Source organism: Haloplanus sp. GCM10025708 (assembly GCF_042663985.1).
GTDB lineage: Archaea > Halobacteriota > Halobacteria > Halobacteriales > Haloferacaceae > Salinirarus > Salinirarus marinus.
Window position 1 is genome coordinate 1924294 of record NZ_JBHSZA010000011.1, and the last position, 17608, is coordinate 1941901.

Annotated in this window: 12 protein-coding genes and 5 pseudogenes; 2 read left to right on the forward strand and 15 right to left on the reverse strand. The window is 69.3% G+C overall.

Going from position 1 to position 17608, the window contains the following annotated elements:
* Positions 1–132 precede the first annotated feature (132 nt).
* From ACFQJD_RS13940 to ACFQJD_RS13955, 4 genes and pseudogenes are all read right to left on the reverse strand, one after another.
* The gene (locus tag ACFQJD_RS13940) at positions 133–285 is read right to left on the reverse strand and encodes a ribbon-helix-helix protein, CopG family (protein ID WP_379799012.1); all 153 of its coding nucleotides are present in this window, start codon (positions 283–285) and stop codon (positions 133–135) included.
* A gap of 279 nt (positions 286–564) precedes the next feature.
* Positions 565–1392: a VOC family protein gene (locus ACFQJD_RS13945; RefSeq protein ID WP_379799014.1), complete on the reverse strand. Its 828-nt coding sequence runs from the start codon at positions 1390–1392 to the stop codon at positions 565–567.
* A gap of 51 nt (positions 1393–1443) precedes the next feature.
* Entirely contained in the window at positions 1444–2085 is a 642-nt protein-coding gene (gene fer, locus ACFQJD_RS13950; protein WP_379800527.1) for a ferredoxin Fer, read from the reverse strand.
* Between the two features lie 111 nt (positions 2086–2196).
* Positions 2197–3564 (reverse strand): annotated as a pseudogene (locus tag ACFQJD_RS13955) (APC family permease); the annotation flags it as partial.
* 321 nt (positions 3565–3885) lie between these two features.
* On the opposite strand from ACFQJD_RS13955, the gene ACFQJD_RS13960 reads away from it, so the two are divergent.
* Complete coding sequence (locus ACFQJD_RS13960) at positions 3886–4626, forward strand: potassium channel family protein (protein WP_379799017.1); 741 nt, start codon at positions 3886–3888, stop codon at positions 4624–4626.
* On the opposite strand, the pseudogene ACFQJD_RS13965 reads toward ACFQJD_RS13960, so the two are convergent.
* Positions 4593–5202 (reverse strand): annotated as a pseudogene (locus tag ACFQJD_RS13965) (malate synthase); the annotation flags it as partial. The gene ACFQJD_RS13960 and the pseudogene ACFQJD_RS13965 overlap by 34 nt on opposite strands.
* 315 nt (positions 5203–5517) lie before the next feature.
* Between ACFQJD_RS13965 and ACFQJD_RS13970 the strand changes: the two are divergent.
* Positions 5518–6369: pseudogene (locus ACFQJD_RS13970) on the forward strand (aldo/keto reductase); the annotation flags it as partial.
* Positions 6370–6468: 99 nt separating this feature from the next.
* Here ACFQJD_RS13970 and ACFQJD_RS13975 read toward each other — a convergent pair.
* The 10 genes and pseudogenes from ACFQJD_RS13975 to ACFQJD_RS14020 all read right to left on the reverse strand — a co-directional run bounded on the left by ACFQJD_RS13975 (position 6469) and on the right by ACFQJD_RS14020 (position 17558).
* Complete coding sequence (locus ACFQJD_RS13975) at positions 6469–7257, reverse strand: alpha/beta fold hydrolase (RefSeq protein ID WP_379799019.1); 789 nt, start codon at positions 7255–7257, stop codon at positions 6469–6471.
* A 54-nt stretch (positions 7258–7311) separates the two neighbouring features.
* Positions 7312–8399, reverse strand: a pseudogene (locus tag ACFQJD_RS13980) (alpha/beta hydrolase fold domain-containing protein).
* Entirely contained in the window at positions 8297–9292 is a 996-nt protein-coding gene (locus tag ACFQJD_RS13985; protein ID WP_379799022.1) for a hypothetical protein, read from the reverse strand. Before ACFQJD_RS13985 ends, ACFQJD_RS13980 begins: the two are co-directional and overlap by 103 nt.
* On the reverse strand, positions 9289–9429 hold the full coding sequence (locus tag ACFQJD_RS13990; RefSeq protein WP_379799024.1) for a hypothetical protein: 141 nt from the start codon (positions 9427–9429) through the stop codon (positions 9289–9291). The genes ACFQJD_RS13985 and ACFQJD_RS13990 overlap by 4 nt, the downstream gene beginning before the upstream one ends.
* A 367-nt stretch (positions 9430–9796) precedes the next feature.
* Positions 9797–10726, reverse strand: a complete 930-nt coding sequence (locus ACFQJD_RS13995; RefSeq protein ID WP_379799026.1) for a DUF7551 domain-containing protein — start codon at positions 10724–10726, stop codon at positions 9797–9799.
* A gap of 190 nt (positions 10727–10916) precedes the next feature.
* Positions 10917–11459: a gluconate 2-dehydrogenase subunit 3 family protein gene (locus ACFQJD_RS14000; protein WP_379799028.1), complete on the reverse strand. Its 543-nt coding sequence runs from the start codon at positions 11457–11459 to the stop codon at positions 10917–10919.
* Between the two features lie 27 nt (positions 11460–11486).
* Positions 11487–13499: pseudogene (locus tag ACFQJD_RS14005) on the reverse strand (glycosyltransferase family 39 protein).
* Between the two features lie 7 nt (positions 13500–13506).
* Complete coding sequence (locus ACFQJD_RS14010) at positions 13507–15129, reverse strand: ABC transporter permease (RefSeq protein ID WP_379799030.1); 1623 nt, start codon at positions 15127–15129, stop codon at positions 13507–13509.
* Positions 15126–16349, reverse strand: coding sequence for an extracellular solute-binding protein (locus ACFQJD_RS14015; RefSeq protein WP_379799033.1), 1224 nt, complete (start codon positions 16347–16349; stop codon positions 15126–15128). Before ACFQJD_RS14015 ends, ACFQJD_RS14010 begins: the two co-directional genes overlap by 4 nt.
* 45 nt (positions 16350–16394) lie before the next feature.
* Positions 16395–17558: an alpha-1 4-glucan-protein synthase gene (locus tag ACFQJD_RS14020; RefSeq protein ID WP_379799035.1), complete on the reverse strand. Its 1164-nt coding sequence runs from the start codon at positions 17556–17558 to the stop codon at positions 16395–16397.
* Positions 17559–17608: the final 50 nt, after the last annotated feature.

Sequence of the window (17608 nt, forward strand, 5' to 3'; positions counted from 1 at the left end):
GAACCGGCCGAGAGCGACGCCGACGCCCGGCGCAGCCGATCGGAGACTCTTGCATCGACGAACAGTTGTGCTATCGTTCAGACGGTGATGGCGGAGCACGGGGCCGAGTCGGTCCGTGTCAGTGCCGACGCGTCACTCGTCGCGTCGCTTCAGCCACTCGTCGAGGAGGTTGCGAATCGCGGCGTCCCGGTGGCCCCGGTGTTCGGTGAAGGCGACGTCGTCGACTGCGTCGAGCGTCTCGTCCGACAGCTCGATAGTTACCGTGTCCAGTTGTCCGTCATCCATGGGGGAAGCGACGGCGGGCCACCACAAATAGGTGAGTCAGACGACCGTCGAACGCGCGTGTGACTGTGCCGGAGTCGGGCGATTAGCCACGTCTCGACAGCGTGAACTCCGGGAGAAGAGCCGGCCGACTCTTCGACGGGATCGGCCACGAGACCGACGATCGCTGTCGGACGATTGGCCGCGTTCGCCAGCGTCGGAGTGCACCCGGTACAGCAGACGTCGGGAACCGCAGTCCCGCAACGCCAACCCCGGCCGCTCCGAAGCGGACCCGCGGACGGCTTATTCGACGACGAATCTGACGCGGATGCCGTCGGGGTCGGCCGCCCCGTCCGTTGAGTCGACGTCGTGGCCGCGGTCGTCGAGACGGCGACGGACCGTCGACAGCGTTTCGCCGTCGGGGACGACGAGCTCGAACCACGCGAGTCCCCGACTCCTCGAAGCGGGCGCGCGGCGGTCGTTCCACGTGTTGAGGCCGACGTGGTGGTGGTAGTCTCCGGCCGCAAGGAAAGTGGCCTCGTCGCCGTAGCGGGCGCGGACGTTCAGGCCGAGCGCGTCGGCGTAGAACGCTTCGGCACGCGAGAGGTCGGTCACTTCGAGGTGGACGTGACCCAGGTCCGTCGCCGGCGGGAGCGCCTCGCCGTCGCCGGCGGCCGCGAGATCGTCGAGGTCGAGCGGGCGCGTCGCCATCGCGACGCCGTCGTCGGTCCACGGCCACGCCGAACGCGGCCGGTCCCGGTACACTTCGACGCCGTTGTTCTCCGGATCGCGGAAGTAGAGCGCCTCGCTCACGAGGTGGTCGGACGCCCCCGTGAGCGACTCGTCGGCGGCGCGGGCGCGTCCGAGGGCGTCGGCCAGGGCGGCGCGGTCGGGGACGCGAATCGCGAGGTGGAACAGCCCCGCTTCGTCGGGGGACCGCGCGGGGGCGTCGTCGTCCTCCGAGAGGACGAGCAGCGCGTCGTCGCCGGCGAGCAGACGGGCCGTCGTGCCGTCGCGGCGGACGTCGAGGCCGAGGACGTCGCGGTAGAACGGGAGGACGTCGTCGAGCGAGTTGACGCGGAGGGCGACGCGTCCCACGCGCGTCGCCGCCGGCAGGTGGAAGTCGTCCATACCGATCCGTTCGAGGGCGGCACCCAAATCCCTTCGCTCGGCCGGCCGCGTTCAGCCGCGCCCGTGCGCCAGTTCGAACGGGTGAGGTGGCAACCGGAGTTCGTCGAGGTTCGGCAGCGACTTCACGTTGTAGACCACCTGCAACTCCTCGGTCGTCGGCGTGCCGCCACAGGAGAGCCGAATCCCGCGGTCGGTCAGCTCCGCGGGGAGGATGTGGTCGCCGGGCATGGACATCTCGCCGCCGCAGATGGCGACGGCGCAGTTGGCACAGGCACCGCCGCGACAGGCGTAGGGCCACTTGAATCCGCGGTTCTCGGCGGCCTGGAGGAGCGTCTCGTTCGGTTCGACGAGGAATCGGCCGTAGTCCTCCGCGTCGAGGTCGGCCGCGGACGCCTTCTCGAACAGGTCGTCGTCGTCGAGGCTCCACCCGAAGTCGTCGAGGGCCTCGTAGTTGAGATACTCGACTTTCGGATCCGTCCGCTCCGGGGGCTCTTCGACGCCGTTGCCGCCGGCGTCCGGGTCGCCGTATCGCCCGGAGACGACGTCCTCGTACGCCGTCCTGACCAGCTGAAATTCGCTCGTGGAGCCGCCCCGGTCGGGATGGGTCTCGAGCACGCGTCGCCGATACGCCTGCTCTATCTCCTCTTCATCCGCGGTCGGGTCGATCCGGAGCACGTCGAACGGGGAATCCACGGCTACCGCTAGCTCCAGGCGGCTGAAAAATTTTCGCACCGAGCGCGGGCCGCGCTGGTCGTCCAGCAGTTCGGGGCCGGATTCCGGCGTGGCGGCGTTATCGGACACCTCACCGTCGGAGCAGGCGTACATCCCCGCGCCGAGGACGACCCACACGAGGACGATCCCCCACTCGAACGGCCACGAGAGCGCGGACGCCGACCCGGGCAGGTAGAGCGTGACGAAAAACAGCGTCAGCCCGAGGGCGACGGCACCGACGCCGTAGCCGAAGGGGAGTTCGAGCGGGCGGTCCATCTCGGGTTCGCGGTAGCGCAACACGAAAAACGAGACGACGACGAGCACCCACGCGACGACGATGCCGAGGCCGCCCGCGTTGACGATCCAGACGAGCATCTGCTCGCCGAACAGCGGGGAGAACATCGACAGCCCACCGATGAGGCCGAGCGCGACGGAGGGCGTCTCGTACTCGGGGTGGACCGCCGCCAGCGACGACGGCAACATCCCGGATTCGGCGAGCGCGTAGGTGGCGCGGCTCGCGCCGAGCATGAACGCGTTCCAGCTCGTCATGATGCCGGCGAGACCGGCGAGCGCCATGATTCGGCCGACGAGCGCGCTGTCGAACAGCGCTTCCATGGCGGCGGCGGCCGGAAGCGGGCTCTCGACGAGGGCGGGGCCGGGCATCGCCTGCCCGGAGGCCCAGATGACGAGGATGTAGAAGGCGGCCGCGACCGACACCGAGACGGCGATGAAGAGGCCGAGGAACTTCGGCGACACGTCGGCCTCACCGGCCGCCTGCGGGATGACGTCGAATCCGACGAACATGAACGGCGTCATGATGGCGACGGTGAAGACGCCGGCCATGCCCGCGCCGGCGAACGGCGGCGTCTGCGGTGCCTGCCCGTTCGCGACGGCACCGATGGCGAGCGTCACGCCCGCGAGCGAGATGACGAGCGTCAGGATCGACTGGAACTGCGCCGCGGGGCGCACGCCGCGATAGTTCAGGTAAGTCATCACGATCGCGCCGGTGCCGCCGACGAGGACCCACGTCCCGTAGACGGTCTCACCGGCGACGGTGTAGAGCGGAATCGCGTTGAAATTCGGGACGATGTACGCGAGTGCGGACGGGAGGGCGACCACCTCGAAGACGACGACGCCGACGTACCCGAGAATGAGCGACCACGTACAGACGAACGATCCGAGGGGACCGAGCGCCCGCATGCTGTAGACGTGTTCGCCGCCGACGAACGGCATCGCCGACGCGAGTTCGCCGTAGACGAGGCCGACGACGGCGACCATCGAGCCGCCGAGGACGAACGCCAGAATCGACCCCGTGACGCCTCCTTCGTCGATCCAGTACCCCGACTGGATAATCCATCCCCACCCGACCATCGCGCCGAACGCGAGGACGAAGATGTCCTTCTTCGAGAGGACCCGTGAGAACTCCTCCCCGTGTGTGCTACTCTGACTCTTGCCTTCCATATCCAATCAGAGTCGGATCGATTCCCAAGTATGTTACTATCTATCCGAAAAATGGATAATATATTGGTTATAGTTTGAATATAACGTGGTTTATGGGATCAAACACCATCCAGGATCGCTGCGGCGGGAGAACCCGTTGGCCCGCTCCGTCGGCCGTCGCTACCGGCGTCTCGGTCCACCAGCGGATCGGCCCGACAGTTCGTTTCGATCGGTCCACGTTCACGAGCGTTCCATTCTCGCGTCGTCCGCCGGAGCGCCCCGGCGGCGAAATCCCAGTGTTTCGCCTCGCAGTTCTATAAGCGCCCGCCCACAACGCCCGGTATGGAGAGCGAGGCGTCCGTTCCGGACGAAGGGAACTTTCGGGAGCAGATCCAGTTCTATCTGCTGGACCATCGAACGATACTCGGCAAGAGCATCGACGTCGCGCTGCTGGCGTTGAATCTGGTGTTCGTCGCCATCTTCGTCGTCGAGACGTACCCGGCCGCGGCGAAATACCGGCCCCTGCTGTGGAATCTCGAAGTCGGCATCGCCGCCGTGTTCCTCGTCGAGTACGTGTTACGCCTGTATGGAGCGCGCGACAGGACGGCGGAGTTTCTGAACGGCTACACGCTGGTCGACCTGATCGCGATCCTCCCGACGGTGCTGGTGGTCGTCCTCCCGACGCCGGTCGCGGCGTTGAACGTCGGCTTCCTTCGCGTGGTCCGCATCGTGCGCGTCCTCCGGTTCTACCGCTTCACGCAGGACGCGACGTTTTTCTTCGGTACCGTCTCGGACAACACGCTCCGGGCGATGAAACTGCTGTTGACGGTTCTGGTGTTGCTGTCCGCGTCCGCCGGCCTGTTTTACAGCGCCGAACACGCGACAAACCCCGAGGTGACGACGTTCGGCGACGCGTTCTACTACACCGTCGTGACGCTCTCCACCGTCGGATTCGGCGACATCGTCCCCCAGACGGAACTCGGCAGGTGGGCGACCGTAGCGTCGATTCTGGCCGCGGTCGTCGTCTTGCCCCGGCAAGCGAGTCGGATCGTCAGCGTCATGGCGCGCATGTCCTTCGTGTAGTCGACTTCGCCGTCGACCAGCATGAACAGGCGTTCGAGGTTGTTCGACGGCTTGCCCATCTCCTCGCGCAGGTCGCCCATCGCGAGCTCGGCCTCGCCGCTCTCGATGATGACCGACATCGAGAGGCTTCCTCTTCGAGACCGTGTTCGTCTTCGATGATGGTGATGAACTCGTCGGCCTTCTTCCAGTCGTCGATGTCGCCGACTTCCGGGATGACGAAGCCGTCGATGTGGTCGACAGCGCCGTTGTCGGGGTCGGCGATCTCCATCATGTACTGGAATCCCTGATAGCGTGTCGAGGGTCCTCGCGGAACCACTCGATGCGCGGGTGGATCTCGCCGGGGAAGTCAGCGCCGTATTCGGCGACGACGTCGATGATGTTCTGTGCGCCCTCGTCGCGCATGTTCGGGGCCGTCGCATCCTCGTTGTCCGGTACCCAGACGTCCGGCGCGCGCATGCCTTCGAGTTGGGCGGCGCTCCGAATCATCTTGGCCGAGTCGTCTTCGCCTTCCACCGCGGTCGGCGACGTGAAGAACGTGCGAACGAACTCTCGCTCGTAATGTCGCTCAGTGCTCATAAGGGTCGTTCGAAGTGATTCTACGGAGGGTATTAAAAATGCCGTATCCAGTGAACCCCGCCGGAATGAGGCGTGTTCACGCGTCACTGTGAGCGTCTGCGGTTTTGCGGCGACACGGCCGACAGCGACGTGCCGCGGGAGCGTCGGCACGAATCCGAACGCGTCCCGAGCGCGCTTCCGGGACCGCCGTCGACGGTCAGCGGACGGCCCGAGCGATCCGAACGCTCCGAGCGACCGACGCCGACCGGGAGGAGCGCGACCGACGTCGGGAGTCGGTTCGGGGAGTTTAGTGACTGGAGCCACCAACGGCGGACGATGACTGACGGAAACGAGAGCGACACGTTCGACGTCGGCGGCGACCTGACGGTCCACCGACTCGGCTTCGGAGCGATGCGGCTGACCGGCGAGGACATCATCGGGCCGCCGGCGGACGAGCGAGCGGCCAGGGCCGTCGTCCGCCGGGCCGTCGACCTCGGCATCGACTTCGTCGACACCGCCGACTCCTACGGGCCGGGCGTCAGCGAACGCCTCCTCGGCGAGGAACTCGGCGGCGACGACGCCGTCGTCGCCTCGAAGGCCGGCCTGCTCCGCAACCGCGACGGCGACTGGCTCCCCCACGGCGATCCGGACTACCTCCGCAATCAGGTGCTCTGTAGCCTCGACCGACTCGGGACCGACACCATCGACCTCTATCAGTTCCACCGTCCGGACCCGGACGTCGACTTCGAGGACTCGATCCACGCCTTCGCCGAGATGAAAGACGCCGGCCAGATACGTCACGTCGGCCTCTCGAACGTCACCGTCGAACAGCTGGAGACGGCGCGGGAGATCGTCGACGTCGCGACGGTCCAGAATCGCTACAACGTCGGCAACCGCGACGACGAGGACGTCCTCCGGGCCTGCGAGGCGTACGACGTCGGATTCATCCCCTGGGGCCCGATGTACACGGTCGACGAAGAGGGCGTCGCCGGCACCCTCGAGGAGGTGGCGGACGCCCACGACGCCACCCGCCGGCAGGTGGCCCTCGCGTGGCTCCTCCACCACTCGGACGTGACGCTCCCGATTCCGGGGACGTCGAGCGTCGACCACCTCGAATCGAACGTCGCCGCTTCGCGACTCTCGCTGACCGACGGCGAGATGGCGGCGCTGAACGCCGTCGACCCGCAGTCCTGGGAGCGGGCGTCTCCGACACTCCGGTGTACGCGTCCAGGACGGCCGCCCGACTCCGGCGGAGCGTCGCCAGGTGGTCGGCGTCCTCGAGGACGGTCAACCGACTCCGTCCCAGTCGCTCGTGGAGTCGACGTGCGCCGTCGACCGGGACAGTGGCGTCGGCGTCGCCGTGCCGGAGGAAAACGGGACAGTCGACGTCGTCGAGCAGGTCGACCCAGGAGTCGACAGCAGGTCGAACTCGGTCACAGCGCCGCTCGCGCCCGCGTCGAATCCTTCGAGGAAATCTCGCTTGACCGTCTCCGCGACGTCGCCCGGCACCTCGCGCTCGTCCGCGGTGTACTGTGAGGCGACGAACGCGGGCGAGGAGCGGGCCGCGATCGCCGCCTGGAATCGGAGGGTCACACCGAGCAAACGAGGGGTGCGGTCGGCGAGCGCCGCGACCAGCCGTCGGCTCCACGGCGGGTCGGACTCGACCGACGGCGGCACCGCGCTCGCGACGAGGGAGATGGCGTCGACGCGCGTCGGCTCCGCGGCCGCCATCGCGAGAGCGTGCGGCCCGCCGCCGGAGAAGCCGACCACGGGTGCTGCGTCGACGCCGGCGTCGTCGAGGACGGGCGCGAGGAAGGCCGCGGTGTCGTCGAGCGCCCGGTCCGGCCAGGGCGACGACGCGCCGAATCCCGGGCGGTCGGGAGCCACCAGGCACACCCCTCTCCGCCCGGCAGCGGCGTCGAACAGCGCGCCCAGCCGGCGCGAGCCGGGCGTCCCGTGCAGGAACACGACGGGCGTGCCGTCCGGGTCCCCGTACGTCGCGTACGACACGCGACGCCCGCCGTCGACGGAGACTGTTCGCAGTTCGTCGGCCGCTTCGGCCGTGGTGTCGCTCATCGTTCGGGGATCGGGCCGCGACGCGTAAGTTTGTACTGCCACGTGCGGGACTTTCTATCCGGTCGGCGACGCGGCGAGAATCCGTCGGAGCACGGCCACCGTCCGCGCTCGACTGATCCGCGGGAGCAACGTGAGCGCGCCGTGGGGGAAGCGGGGGAAGTCGACGTGGGCGACGGGCACCTCGGCAGCGGCGAGCGCCCGGGCGTACGCCCGCCCCTCGGCGCGGAGCGGGTCGAATCCGCACGTGACCACCGTCGTCGGCGGCACGGCGTCGAATCGGGTCGTACGGAGGGGAGCCACTCGCGGCGTCGTCCGGTCGGCGTCCGGGGGAGATAGAGGTCCCAGAGCGCCTCGATCAGGGGACGCGACGCCCGCCGGAGCGGACCGACCGAGCGCCGCCGCGCGTCGAACGCCGGATCGAGCGGCGGATAGACGAGCGTCTGCTGTTCGACGGGCAACGAGGGCGCGGCCGCCGGATCGCTGTGCAGTGCGGCGGCGAGCGTCCCGCCGGCACTCGCCCCGAACAGCCGAACCGAGTCGGTGTCGAGGCCGTGTGCCGGCCCGTTCGCGTCGATCCAGTCGAGGACGTGTTCGCAGTCGCGGAGCGCGGCGGGGTGCCGGTGTTCGGGGGCGAGTCGGTAGTCGACGGCGACGACGGTGCGCCCGGTCTCGCGGGCGAGCGACGCACAGAGGCGCTGGTTCGTGTCGAGGCCGCCGGTGATCCACCCCCGCCGTGGAGGAAGATCGTAACCGGGCGCCGGTCGGCGTCCCCCGGCGGGCGGTACCACCGGACGGGGACGTCGGCGTCGGAGCCGCGGATCGTCCGGTCCCGGACCGTGACCCCCGGGACGGACGTGTCGCCCCCGCCGTCGGACAGCTCGCCGAGCAAGCGAGCGCCGCGAACGCACGCATACGCGGCGAGAGAAGTCTCCGGCGGCGGTGCGAGGCGACGCCGGAGCGCCGTTCGGAGCCGGTCGACGGCGCGGGGGCTCATCGGGACCCCCACGAGCGTCGCGCGCGGAGCCGTCGGGCGTCCATCTCAGACGGGGATCGAGAGCCACCCGAGGTCGAGGCCGACGACGACCAGCGACGTGGTGACGCTCGCGGCCAACTTGATCGCGGAGGCGACGTTTATCGGCCACATGTTCATCTCGGCCAACTGGTCGTACATCGTCGCCATCGCGACGACGTCCAGGGCCGCTTCGTCGGTCGACTCCCCGTCGGCGTGGGCGGTCCAGAACCCCTGTTCTGCCTGCCGGAAGTTCCACCGGATGATCGCGAGTTTCCGGTCGCGAATCGTCAGCAGGCGACTCCGGATGAGGTGGGTCGTCAGGAGGGTGAGGCCGATCATGACCGCGAGGACGACCCCGTACGCCCCGAACACTGCGATCCGGGCGTCGAGCCCGGGGACGAAGGTGACGCTGGACGCCGTGACGAAGTCGAAAGTCATCAACACGACGCCGTAGACGACGAGCGTCACCGACGCGTCACCGATGCGGCGATACCCGCCGACGCCGTCGGGATCGAGGCTGTCGACGTTCTGGATGAACGAGCTGGTCATCCGGGAGGCCAACACGAGCGTTCCGAGAAACGGCGCGAGAAAGAGCCCGTGGGCGGCCCCGAGCGCGAGGAGCGTCAGCGTGTGTGGATAGGCGGCGAACAGCGACACCCGGACGCCGAGCGCGAACATCACGCCAGCGCCGACGACGCCCCCGACACCGAGGGCAAGCGGATGGAACGCCCGGTTCAGGACGGCGTCGTAGGCCGTCGCGACGGCTTCGGGGTCGGGGACGTCGACGTCCAGGTCGTACGCCCGTTCCATCGACGGCCCGCCGGCGAGATGAACGAGTTCGTCCCGGACCTCCGCGAGGACGTCGTAGTAGCGTTCGAGCATCACGAACGCGACGGGCAGGTGGACGAGGGTCACGTAGTACGGGTAGTTGAACGGAACCGGCGTCGCCGTCATGTCGACGCGGACGTAGTCGAGAGCGGCGAGCGCGAGGAACCCGCCGACGAGCAGTCGGGTGAACGTCACGCCGCGGACCGACGCCAGATACCGGTCGGGCGGATACGTCGACTCGGCGGCGTCCAGCAGCGCTCCTCCACGATTCGAGCCGAACGGCCGGTCGACCCCATCTGGAACTCCACGTCCGCGTCACGTCGGTCGCTCATGGCGCACCTCGTCCCGTCAGGCGGCCGCGTCGCCGCGTTCCGCGTCCGGAGACGGCCGGTCCGTGCGCGGGCGTCTCGATCACCGGTGGTTCACCTCGATAGCGACCATTCGGCCACGGCAATTAAAACTCTCCCTGCGAGGAAAACGGAGCGTCCGGGGAGGCGACGAAGAGGGGTCTCACGCCCTCCACACCAGCTGGTCCCGGACGGCTCGTTGACACGACGCGCAGGCGGCGTCGAGGCGGGCGGTGTCGACGTCGCCGGGAGGTCCGCGACGCGGTCGACGAACGCCTCGAACGCCCGGCGCTTCGCGCCGACGGCGGCCCGTTCGGCCCGGACTCGCTCGCGTGCGCGTCTGACGAGTCGGTCATCGGCGAGACTGGATGGGGACGCTCGCGGGCGTTTCCGGTTCGGCCTCCCTCGCGAGGACGAGCGTGATCCGCCACGCGTCGTCGGCGTCGACGACCCGGAGCGACGAGAGGGGCCACTCGGGCCGTCGCCGACACAGATCGAACACGATTGGCAACACGGGGAGGCGCCCGCGCCGCGGTGACAGCGCGTAGTCCGAGATCCGAACGGCGACCGACCGGGTGCCGCCGTCGAGGTCGACCGACCACGGCGACAGCGTGAACTCCCCGAGTAGCCCGCGTTCCACGAGGTGCGCGAACGTCGCCGACACCGGGTCGTCGTCGGCTTCGGCCGGCGCGATTCGCGTCGCGGCGTCCGCGAGGAGGTCGGCCAGTTCGACCGGCGTCAACCGCGCGTCGAGCGTCTCGGCCATGCTTTCGAGCAGGCAGAGACAGAGGTCGTCGGGGTCGACGACGCTCTCGGCGAGGTCGAAATACGCGTCCATGACGGCCGTTTCGACGGCGTCGTGGCCGGCGTCCGAGAGCGCCTCGAACACCGCCGCCGCCACGCTGTGACAGAACTCGACGAGACGCCGCCGTCCGGGTCCCGGGTTCGCGTCGCGGAGGACGGGATCGGAGAGCGTGTCGGCCGCCGCTCCCGACGGCCGTCGCTCCGACCGCGCCGCCGGCGTCGTGGCCCCCGTCGTCTGACAGACGATCAGGTCGTAGTACGGCGACTGCGGGTCGTATCGCCGGAGCGCCGTCCGATACTGTTCGGTCGCGCGGGCGGCGCTCCGTGCGGTCGCCCGACTCGCAAAGCGCTTGCCGGCGGCCGGGACGGGTCGGTCGCCCGTCCGCCCGCAGACGACGTAGTACGTCCCGTCGTCGCAGGCGAGGGACTCGACGTGTCGCCGGATCTCGGCGAGCGTCACGCCGACCACGGAGACCACCCCGCGCGACCGGTCGAAGCGGGGAGAGCGGCACCGCCGCCGGAGGGCGACCACGACACACGCCGCCGACGACCGGCACCCGCCCCGTCGTGGATTCGAGGGTGCATCGGATTTTAGGTTGGCCTAAAATAACATAGTTCCTGTGGTTTCGCCGAAACGTCCGCCGAAGCCGGTCCGTCGTCCGCGACGGCTACGACGTCGGCCCGCGCCGGTAGCTCGCGGTGCCGCCGGGGTAGCCACGGGGGTTCTCGATGCCGACGAGTTCACCGCCCGTCGGCGAGGAGTAGAGCGCGAAGAGCAGTTCGTCGACGACGTAGTACCGGACGCGTTCGACGTCGGACCCCTCCGGGTCCGGGTCGGCGCTGTCGGCGTCCATGCGGTGTAAGGCCTCCCGCCGACGCGACGGGTCGAGCGCGGCGAACGGCTCGTCGTGCCAGGCGCGGGCGTAGTCGTCGAGGTAGGCGACCGCGTCCGCGACGCCGGCGGCGTGGGCGGGCTGGTCGGCCGCCCGCCCCCGGGCGTACTCCGTGACGAACGTCTCGACGTCCTCGACGGCGGAGGGGTAGAGCACCTCCGCGGCGGCGACGAGCGTCGTCGCCGCGGCGTCGCCGAGCGGACCGTCCGCCTCTTCGGCCGCGTCCCGATCCGCCGAGAGGAGCACCGCGCCACCGCCGCCGACGGCGACGCCGGCCGCTCCGAGCGCCACGAGTGCGTCACGTCGAGTTAGCTGCATTCGTCGACGAATTAGGCAGGCCTAAACTTAGGCGTTCGGTTCGGTCGCGACCAGCTCGGACCGGACGAAGACGCCGTCGGGGGCCGACTCGGGGACGTGCGTCGCTGCACCGCCGCAGGCGCGGGCGTTCCGACAGCGTTCGACGCGCGGCGTCAGCGCGCGCACCCGGCCGTCGTCGACGTCCACCGGGAGGTCGAACCGGTAGGTGAACCCCCGGCGGGGCCGTAGTCGACGAACGCGGTCAGGCGGACGACGTCCCGGCCGTCGACGGCGAGCGTCCCCTCGTCGACGGGACGGACGTCGCCCGACGCCCGTATCCGGCCGTCCGAAATCGTCAGGTCGACCTCGAGGAGTCCGAGACGTTCGGGGCGACGTAGTAGGCGCTCCCCTCGTCGGTGGCGACGCGGACGGACACGCCGAGCGCCCCGTCCGGAACGCCGAGCGCCGTGTCGAGGCGCACGTTCGACCCGGAGACGTCACGAACGCGCTGGAGGCGGGCCGCGTCGGGCGACCCCTCGTACGGGGCCCACGCGCCCCGGTAACCGTAGCGGTACAGTCGCCGGTCGGGGAAGGCGTCCGCTACCTCGAAGGGGTCGTCGTCGAGGGCGTAGACGACCCGGCCGTCGAAGCCGGGGTCGTTGCGTAGCGGCTGGAAGGGGTGGTTGAGCCAGTCGCCGTACGGGTCCGGGACCAGAACGAGCGAGTTCGCGGGGACGCCCCCTCGAACGGCGCGTAGGCGTCCTCGTACGTCGCCGTGACGGCCGCGTTCTCGTCGACGCGCTGATCGAGGTCGTCGGCCGCGACCGCGCCCACCGCGCCCGCGGACGCGACGAGGACGAGGACGGCCGCCGTCCGGGCTACCCGTCGGTCGAGACGGGCGGCGAGGCGTCGGTGGACGGCGCGAGCGGCCCAGAGCGCCCCCACCGCCGCGAACACCGCCGTCGGGAGGAGCAGGTCGAAGTGGTAGTACGGCCCGAGCACGGAGACGAGGCCGTCGCCGGCCTGGTCGACGTCGCCGAGGACGTTGAAGTTCCCCCAGAAGTAGACGTTGCCGACCGGTATCGAGACGAACAGGCCGGCGAGCGCCGCCGTCCGCGGCGTCAGTCGGTCGCGAACGGTCCGGGCGACGCCGACGGCCGCGAGCGCGGCACCGAAGACGCCGCCCGCGACCCACTCCGTGAAGAACAGTTCGACCACCTCGCGGTTCGCGCGCAGGGCCAACTCGGGCGTGTAGCGGACGTCGTGGTCGAGGATCCGTCGCTGACCGAAGCCGAGGCCGTCGAGCGGTGCGAACGCCTCGTAGGGGAAGCGCCACGGCGACCCCGTCACGGCGGCGTTGTACGCGAGAGCGACGCCCACGCCGGCCAGCCCGAGCGCCGCGACGACGGCCTGCCGCGGGAGCGCCGCGCGCCGGTCGGCGGCGAGCGTCCAGAGCGCGTGACAGATGAACGGGAGCGCGAACAGGACCGCCGTGTAGGGGCGGGCGAAGAAGGCGAGTCCGACGGCCGCGCCGGCGACGGCCGCCCACCGGTAGTCGTCGGTGCGGTCCGCGCGCAGGTAGCCGAAGGCGAACAGGAGGTTCAACAGCGTCGTCGGCGCGTACGGGAGAAAGACCGACGAGTCGATCAGAAACAGCGGCGACGCGAGGAGGAACCCGCCGGCGAGGAGACCCGTCGGCCGATCGAACGCCTCGCGGGCGACGCCGACGACGAGGGCGACGTTGGCCGCGGCGATGCCGGCGAGCGCGAGCCGATAGCCGCCGAACAGTCGACCGACGGCGAACATCGCGGCGGGGACGGGCGTGTACTTCGGATAGAGGCGGTCGCCGTCCTCGACGAAGAACCACGGCCGGAGGGCGTCCTCGACCGGCGGGCGGAGGGTCAGTCGCCCGTCGAGGAGCATCGCGGCCTGCTGGAGGTAGACGCCCTCGTCGTGATTCAGCGAGTGATAGGGGAACACCTGCGTCGAGATCGCCCAGACGAGGAGCGCACCGACGGCGGCGAGCGCGACCGTCGCGAGTCGAGTCGGTCGACGGCGCATATCGGTATCAGGTGTCCTGGCCGCCTTCCTGGGCCAGTATGACGGCCATCGAGAGGCCGGAGACGACGACCAGGACGAGCGCGGGCACGGCCGCCTGTCCGTACAGCCCCGCCTCCTGGACGCGCCAGATGTAGGTGACCAGCGTGTCGAACCGGAGCGGGCGGAGCAGGAGCGTCGCCGGGAGTTCCTTCATCGTCGTGAGAAAGACGAGTGCCGCGCCCGTCGCGACCCCCGGCAGGATGAGCGGCAGCGTTATCGACCGGAAGGCGTCGAACCGCGACCGGCCGAGGGTCCGTGCCGCTTCGACCAGCCGCGGGTCCACCTGCAACGCCGACGTCCTGATGGCACCGATGGCCTGGGGCATGAACCGGACGACGTAGGCGAACACGAGCAGCGGGATCGTCTTGTACAGCGGGGGCAGGACGTCGAGGCTGAAGCTCACGAGCGCGATGGCGAGGACGATGCCCGGCGTCGCGTACCCTATGTACGGCGCGCGGTCCGCGAGCGCGGCCAGGCGGGAGTCGGAGCCGGCCGACTGCAAGGCGATGGGGAGCGCCACGAGCACCGCGCCGCCGGCCGCCAGCAGCGACACGTAGACGGAGTTCCAGCCGAACGACCACGAGAAGGCCATCGATCCGGTAGCGTAGCCGGGGCCGGTGCGGAGGAGCCACGTCCCGAAGATGCCGACCGGGAGCAGGATCGCCGCCAGTCCGACCGCGGCGGGGACGAGCATCGCGGCGTAGCGCCACCGCCCGAGGCTCAGGTCGACAGTGCCGCGGTTCCCGCTGCTCGCGTAGGCCCCCGACTCGTCGATGCCGATGCGGGACTCGATGGCGAGGATGACCGTCGTCACGGCAAACAGCTGGATCGAGAGGAGCGCGGCGTAGTCCCGCATGAACGCGTTGTATCGGGCGTAGATGAACTGGGTGAACACCTCCACGCGCATGATGTTGGGCGTGCCGAAATCCGAGAGCGTGTAGAGCGCGACCAGCAGCGCGCCGGCGGCGACGCCGGGCGTGATCTGCGGGAGCGTGACCCGCCGAAACGCCTCCCAGCGCCCGGCGTTGAGCGTTCGGGCCGCCTCGACGAGCGAGGCGTCCATCGAGAGCAGCGAGGCTCGCGTCGTGAGGAAGACGTACGGATACGTGTACAGCGTGAGCACGATGGCCGCGCCGGTGAACCCGTAAATCGTCGGCACCTGCTGGACGCCCAGCGGGGCGAGCACGCCGGCGAACGCGCCGCGCGGACCGAACGCCGAGACGGCGGCGAACGCGCCGAGGTAACTCGGAACCGCCAGCGGGAGCGCGGCGACGACCGTCCAGAACCGGCGGAACGGAATCGCGGCCTGGACGGTGAGCATCGCGAGCAACACCCCGATGACGACGCTCGCGGCGGTGACGACGGCGACCAGCCCGACGGTCCGGACGAGAACCTGGAGCGTCGTCGGCGCGACGGTGAGTTCGAGCGCGCGCGACCCGAGGCCCGCCACGTCGACGACGAGCCAGCCGAGCGGGAGCACGAGCGCGGCAGCGATGGCCGCGGCGAGGAGCGTCAGGCCGGTCCCCAGGGCCGTCGTCTCGTCTCCCGAGATGCGGTCACCGACCGATGCGACCCACGCTCGAACGCTCATCCAAGCACGCCGGCCTCACGCATGAGTTCGAGCGTCGGCTCGATGTCGGACAGTTCCGAGAGGTCGATGTCCGGCGGGTTCAGCTGGTCGATGGTCGGCAGGCCGCCCACGGGTTCGACGCCGGGAATCATCGGGTAGGCGAAACTGACCGTCGTGAAAAACTCCTGTGCTTCGGCCGAAAGCAGGTGGCGGATGAAGTTGTTCACCAGTTCGTCCTTCTCGGTGCCCTGGATCCGGAGCGCGCCCGCGACGTTGACGAGGCCGCCCGCGTCGCCCTCGGTGAACGCGAGGTCGATCGGCGCGTCGGGTCGCTGGTTTTTCACCCGCATCGCGTAGTAGTGGTTGGCGAAGCCGGCGGCGAGCGCGCCGTCCGACACCTGCTGGGAGACGACGAACTCGTTGGGGTAGCGCTCGACGCCCGCCTCGCGCATCGAGACCAGCCACTGCCGAGTCGCCTCGGGTCCCCTGAGAATCCGCATCGCCGTCACGAAGGACTTGAACGCGCCGTAGGTCGGGGCCCACCCCATCGTCCCCTGCAGCGCCTCGGTCTCGGGGAACTCCTGTACCTTGGTGGGGATGTCGTCTTCGCTCAGCTGATCGGTGTTGTAGGGGACGCTCCGCGCCCGGCCCGCGACGCCGACCCAGGCGTTGTCACCGCCACGGAAGCTCGTCGGGACGGGGTCGACGACGTCGCTGGGAAGCGACTCGTAGGCGTCGTTGTCCGCGACGAAGCCGAGCGAGCTGGCGTCGATGGACCAGAAGACGTCGGCCTGGGGCGACCCGGCGTCGACCTCCTCGACGACCGTCTGGGCGAGCGACGACGAGGCCGCGCTGCTCGCGAACACCTGGAACTCGGGGTAGATGTCCTGGAGCATCTCGACGAACTGGTAGTAGATGCCACCCTCTCCGCCGCCGATGTAGAGGTTCAGCGAGCCCGACAGATCCGGCAGGTCCTGAATAGAGGTCCCCTCGGGGGCCGGTCGGCCCTCCGCGAGCACGCCCGATCCGCGGAACGCGGTCAGGGACGGAACCTCCACGGTCTGAGCGCCGCCAGCGTCGCCAGCGCCGCCGGCACCGTTCCCACCGCCGTTCCCGCCGGACTCGCCGCCGTTACCACCTAGCACGTCCGAGAGCCCCGAACAGCCGGCCAGGCCGGCCAACGAGCCGACAGCGGCCGTCTCCAGTATCCGTCGCCGAGTGAGATGATCCTCTCGTTCCATAGTTTTAGGCCACCCTAAATAAACTAAACCCTTGTGGTTCGCGTCTCAGTCGTCGGCCGGCAGCGGGCGGTCGACCGACTCCGACTCGACCGCGTCCAGACAGTCGAGCCAGTCGTGCATGTACTCCCCGCAGTAGTTCAGGAACGCGCCGTTGTTCCAGTCGCTCCAGTCGCCGGCGACGAGTTCGTCGGCGATGGCGCGAAAGACCCCGGCGTAGGAGTCCGCGTCCGCGCCGGCGTCGTCGACGACCTCCCAGAGGTGTTCGTTGAGTTCGAGGCCGGCGACCTCGTTTTGCAGGTCGTCGAACGTCGAGCGGGGTGCCTTGTTGTGCTCGCAGAGCGGCGCGCCGTTGTACACCTGCTTGCCGAGGACGTCGCAGGCGCGCTTCAGGAAGACGCCCGACCAGATGTCGTCGAAGCGGCCGACGTTCCAGGAGTTGTCGTCCATCGGCAACTGGTAGAACGCCGGGACGACCTCGCGCTCGAAGGCGAGGTTCATCGAACAGACGGTGAGGTAGTTGCCGTCGGCGGCGACGAAGTCCTCGCCGAAGTCGTCGGCTTCGGTCCGCGTCTGTGCCTGTCCGCGGAGGTCGCCGTCCATCAGGATGCGAACGGCGTCGAGATCCGGGACGTTCGTCCAGAGCCCCTGGGACGCGACCACGTCGTCGACGCGTTCGGTCCCGACCTCGACCGTCTCGTCCATTGCGGCGTACGGGTAGCCCCGCGGGTAGAGGTCGTTGTCGCCCTGATAGAGGACGTTCACCCACTGCTCGTCGGAGCCGACCGACGTCAGTTCGCCCTCGTAGTGGAGGTTCGCGAGATGCGTCCCGAAGAAGTCGTGGTCGGGGTGGGGAAGCGTGTCGTCGTCGATGAAGAAGCCGTAGTCGAAAGCCTCGTTCGCCCAGAGGTAGAGCAGCCCGAACGAGGTCTGGGCGTGGCTGGCCTCGGGGACGAGCTGGGCGTAGTCCGACACGCCGTAGTCGTCGAACCACTGCTCGCGCGCTCGCCCGTCGAAGACCGCGCCGGAAACGCCCTCCTCGTCCAGCATCGCACGCATCCCTTCGGAGTCACAGAAGTCCTCCGTGACGAGGACGACGAACAGCCGATCGAGGTCGAAACCGTGATCCCGCGCGTTCTCGAAGTAGGTACGCATACACTCGTACTCACGGATGGTCGGAACGACGACGCAGATGTCGGGGTCAGCGCTCATTCGTACGTCCAGGGAGTTTAGGCTGGCCTAAAAGTTAGCGATATCCAGAA

Coding starts and splice junctions, on each gene's coding strand:
- ACFQJD_RS13940 (WP_379799012.1), bottom strand. CDS start 285: ATGGATGACGGACAACTGGACACGGTAACTATCGAGCTGTCGGACGAG.
- ACFQJD_RS13945 (WP_379799014.1), bottom strand. CDS start 1,392: ATGGACGACTTCCACCTGCCGGCGGCGACGCGCGTGGGACGCGTCGCC.
- ACFQJD_RS13960 (WP_379799017.1), top strand. CDS start 3,886: ATGGAGAGCGAGGCGTCCGTTCCGGACGAAGGGAACTTTCGGGAGCAG.
- ACFQJD_RS13975 (WP_379799019.1), bottom strand. CDS start 7,257: ATGAGCGACACCACGGCCGAAGCGGCCGACGAACTGCGAACAGTCTCC.
- ACFQJD_RS13990 (WP_379799024.1), bottom strand. CDS start 9,429: ATGAGCGACCGACGTGACGCGGACGTGGAGTTCCAGATGGGGTCGACC.
- ACFQJD_RS14000 (WP_379799028.1), bottom strand. CDS start 11,459: ATGCAGCTAACTCGACGTGACGCACTCGTGGCGCTCGGAGCGGCCGGC.
- ACFQJD_RS14010 (WP_379799030.1), bottom strand. CDS start 15,129: ATGAGCGTTCGAGCGTGGGTCGCATCGGTCGGTGACCGCATCTCGGGA.
- ACFQJD_RS14015 (WP_379799033.1), bottom strand. CDS start 16,349: ATGGAACGAGAGGATCATCTCACTCGGCGACGGATACTGGAGACGGCC.
- ACFQJD_RS14020 (WP_379799035.1), bottom strand. CDS start 17,558: ATGAGCGCTGACCCCGACATCTGCGTCGTCGTTCCGACCATCCGTGAG.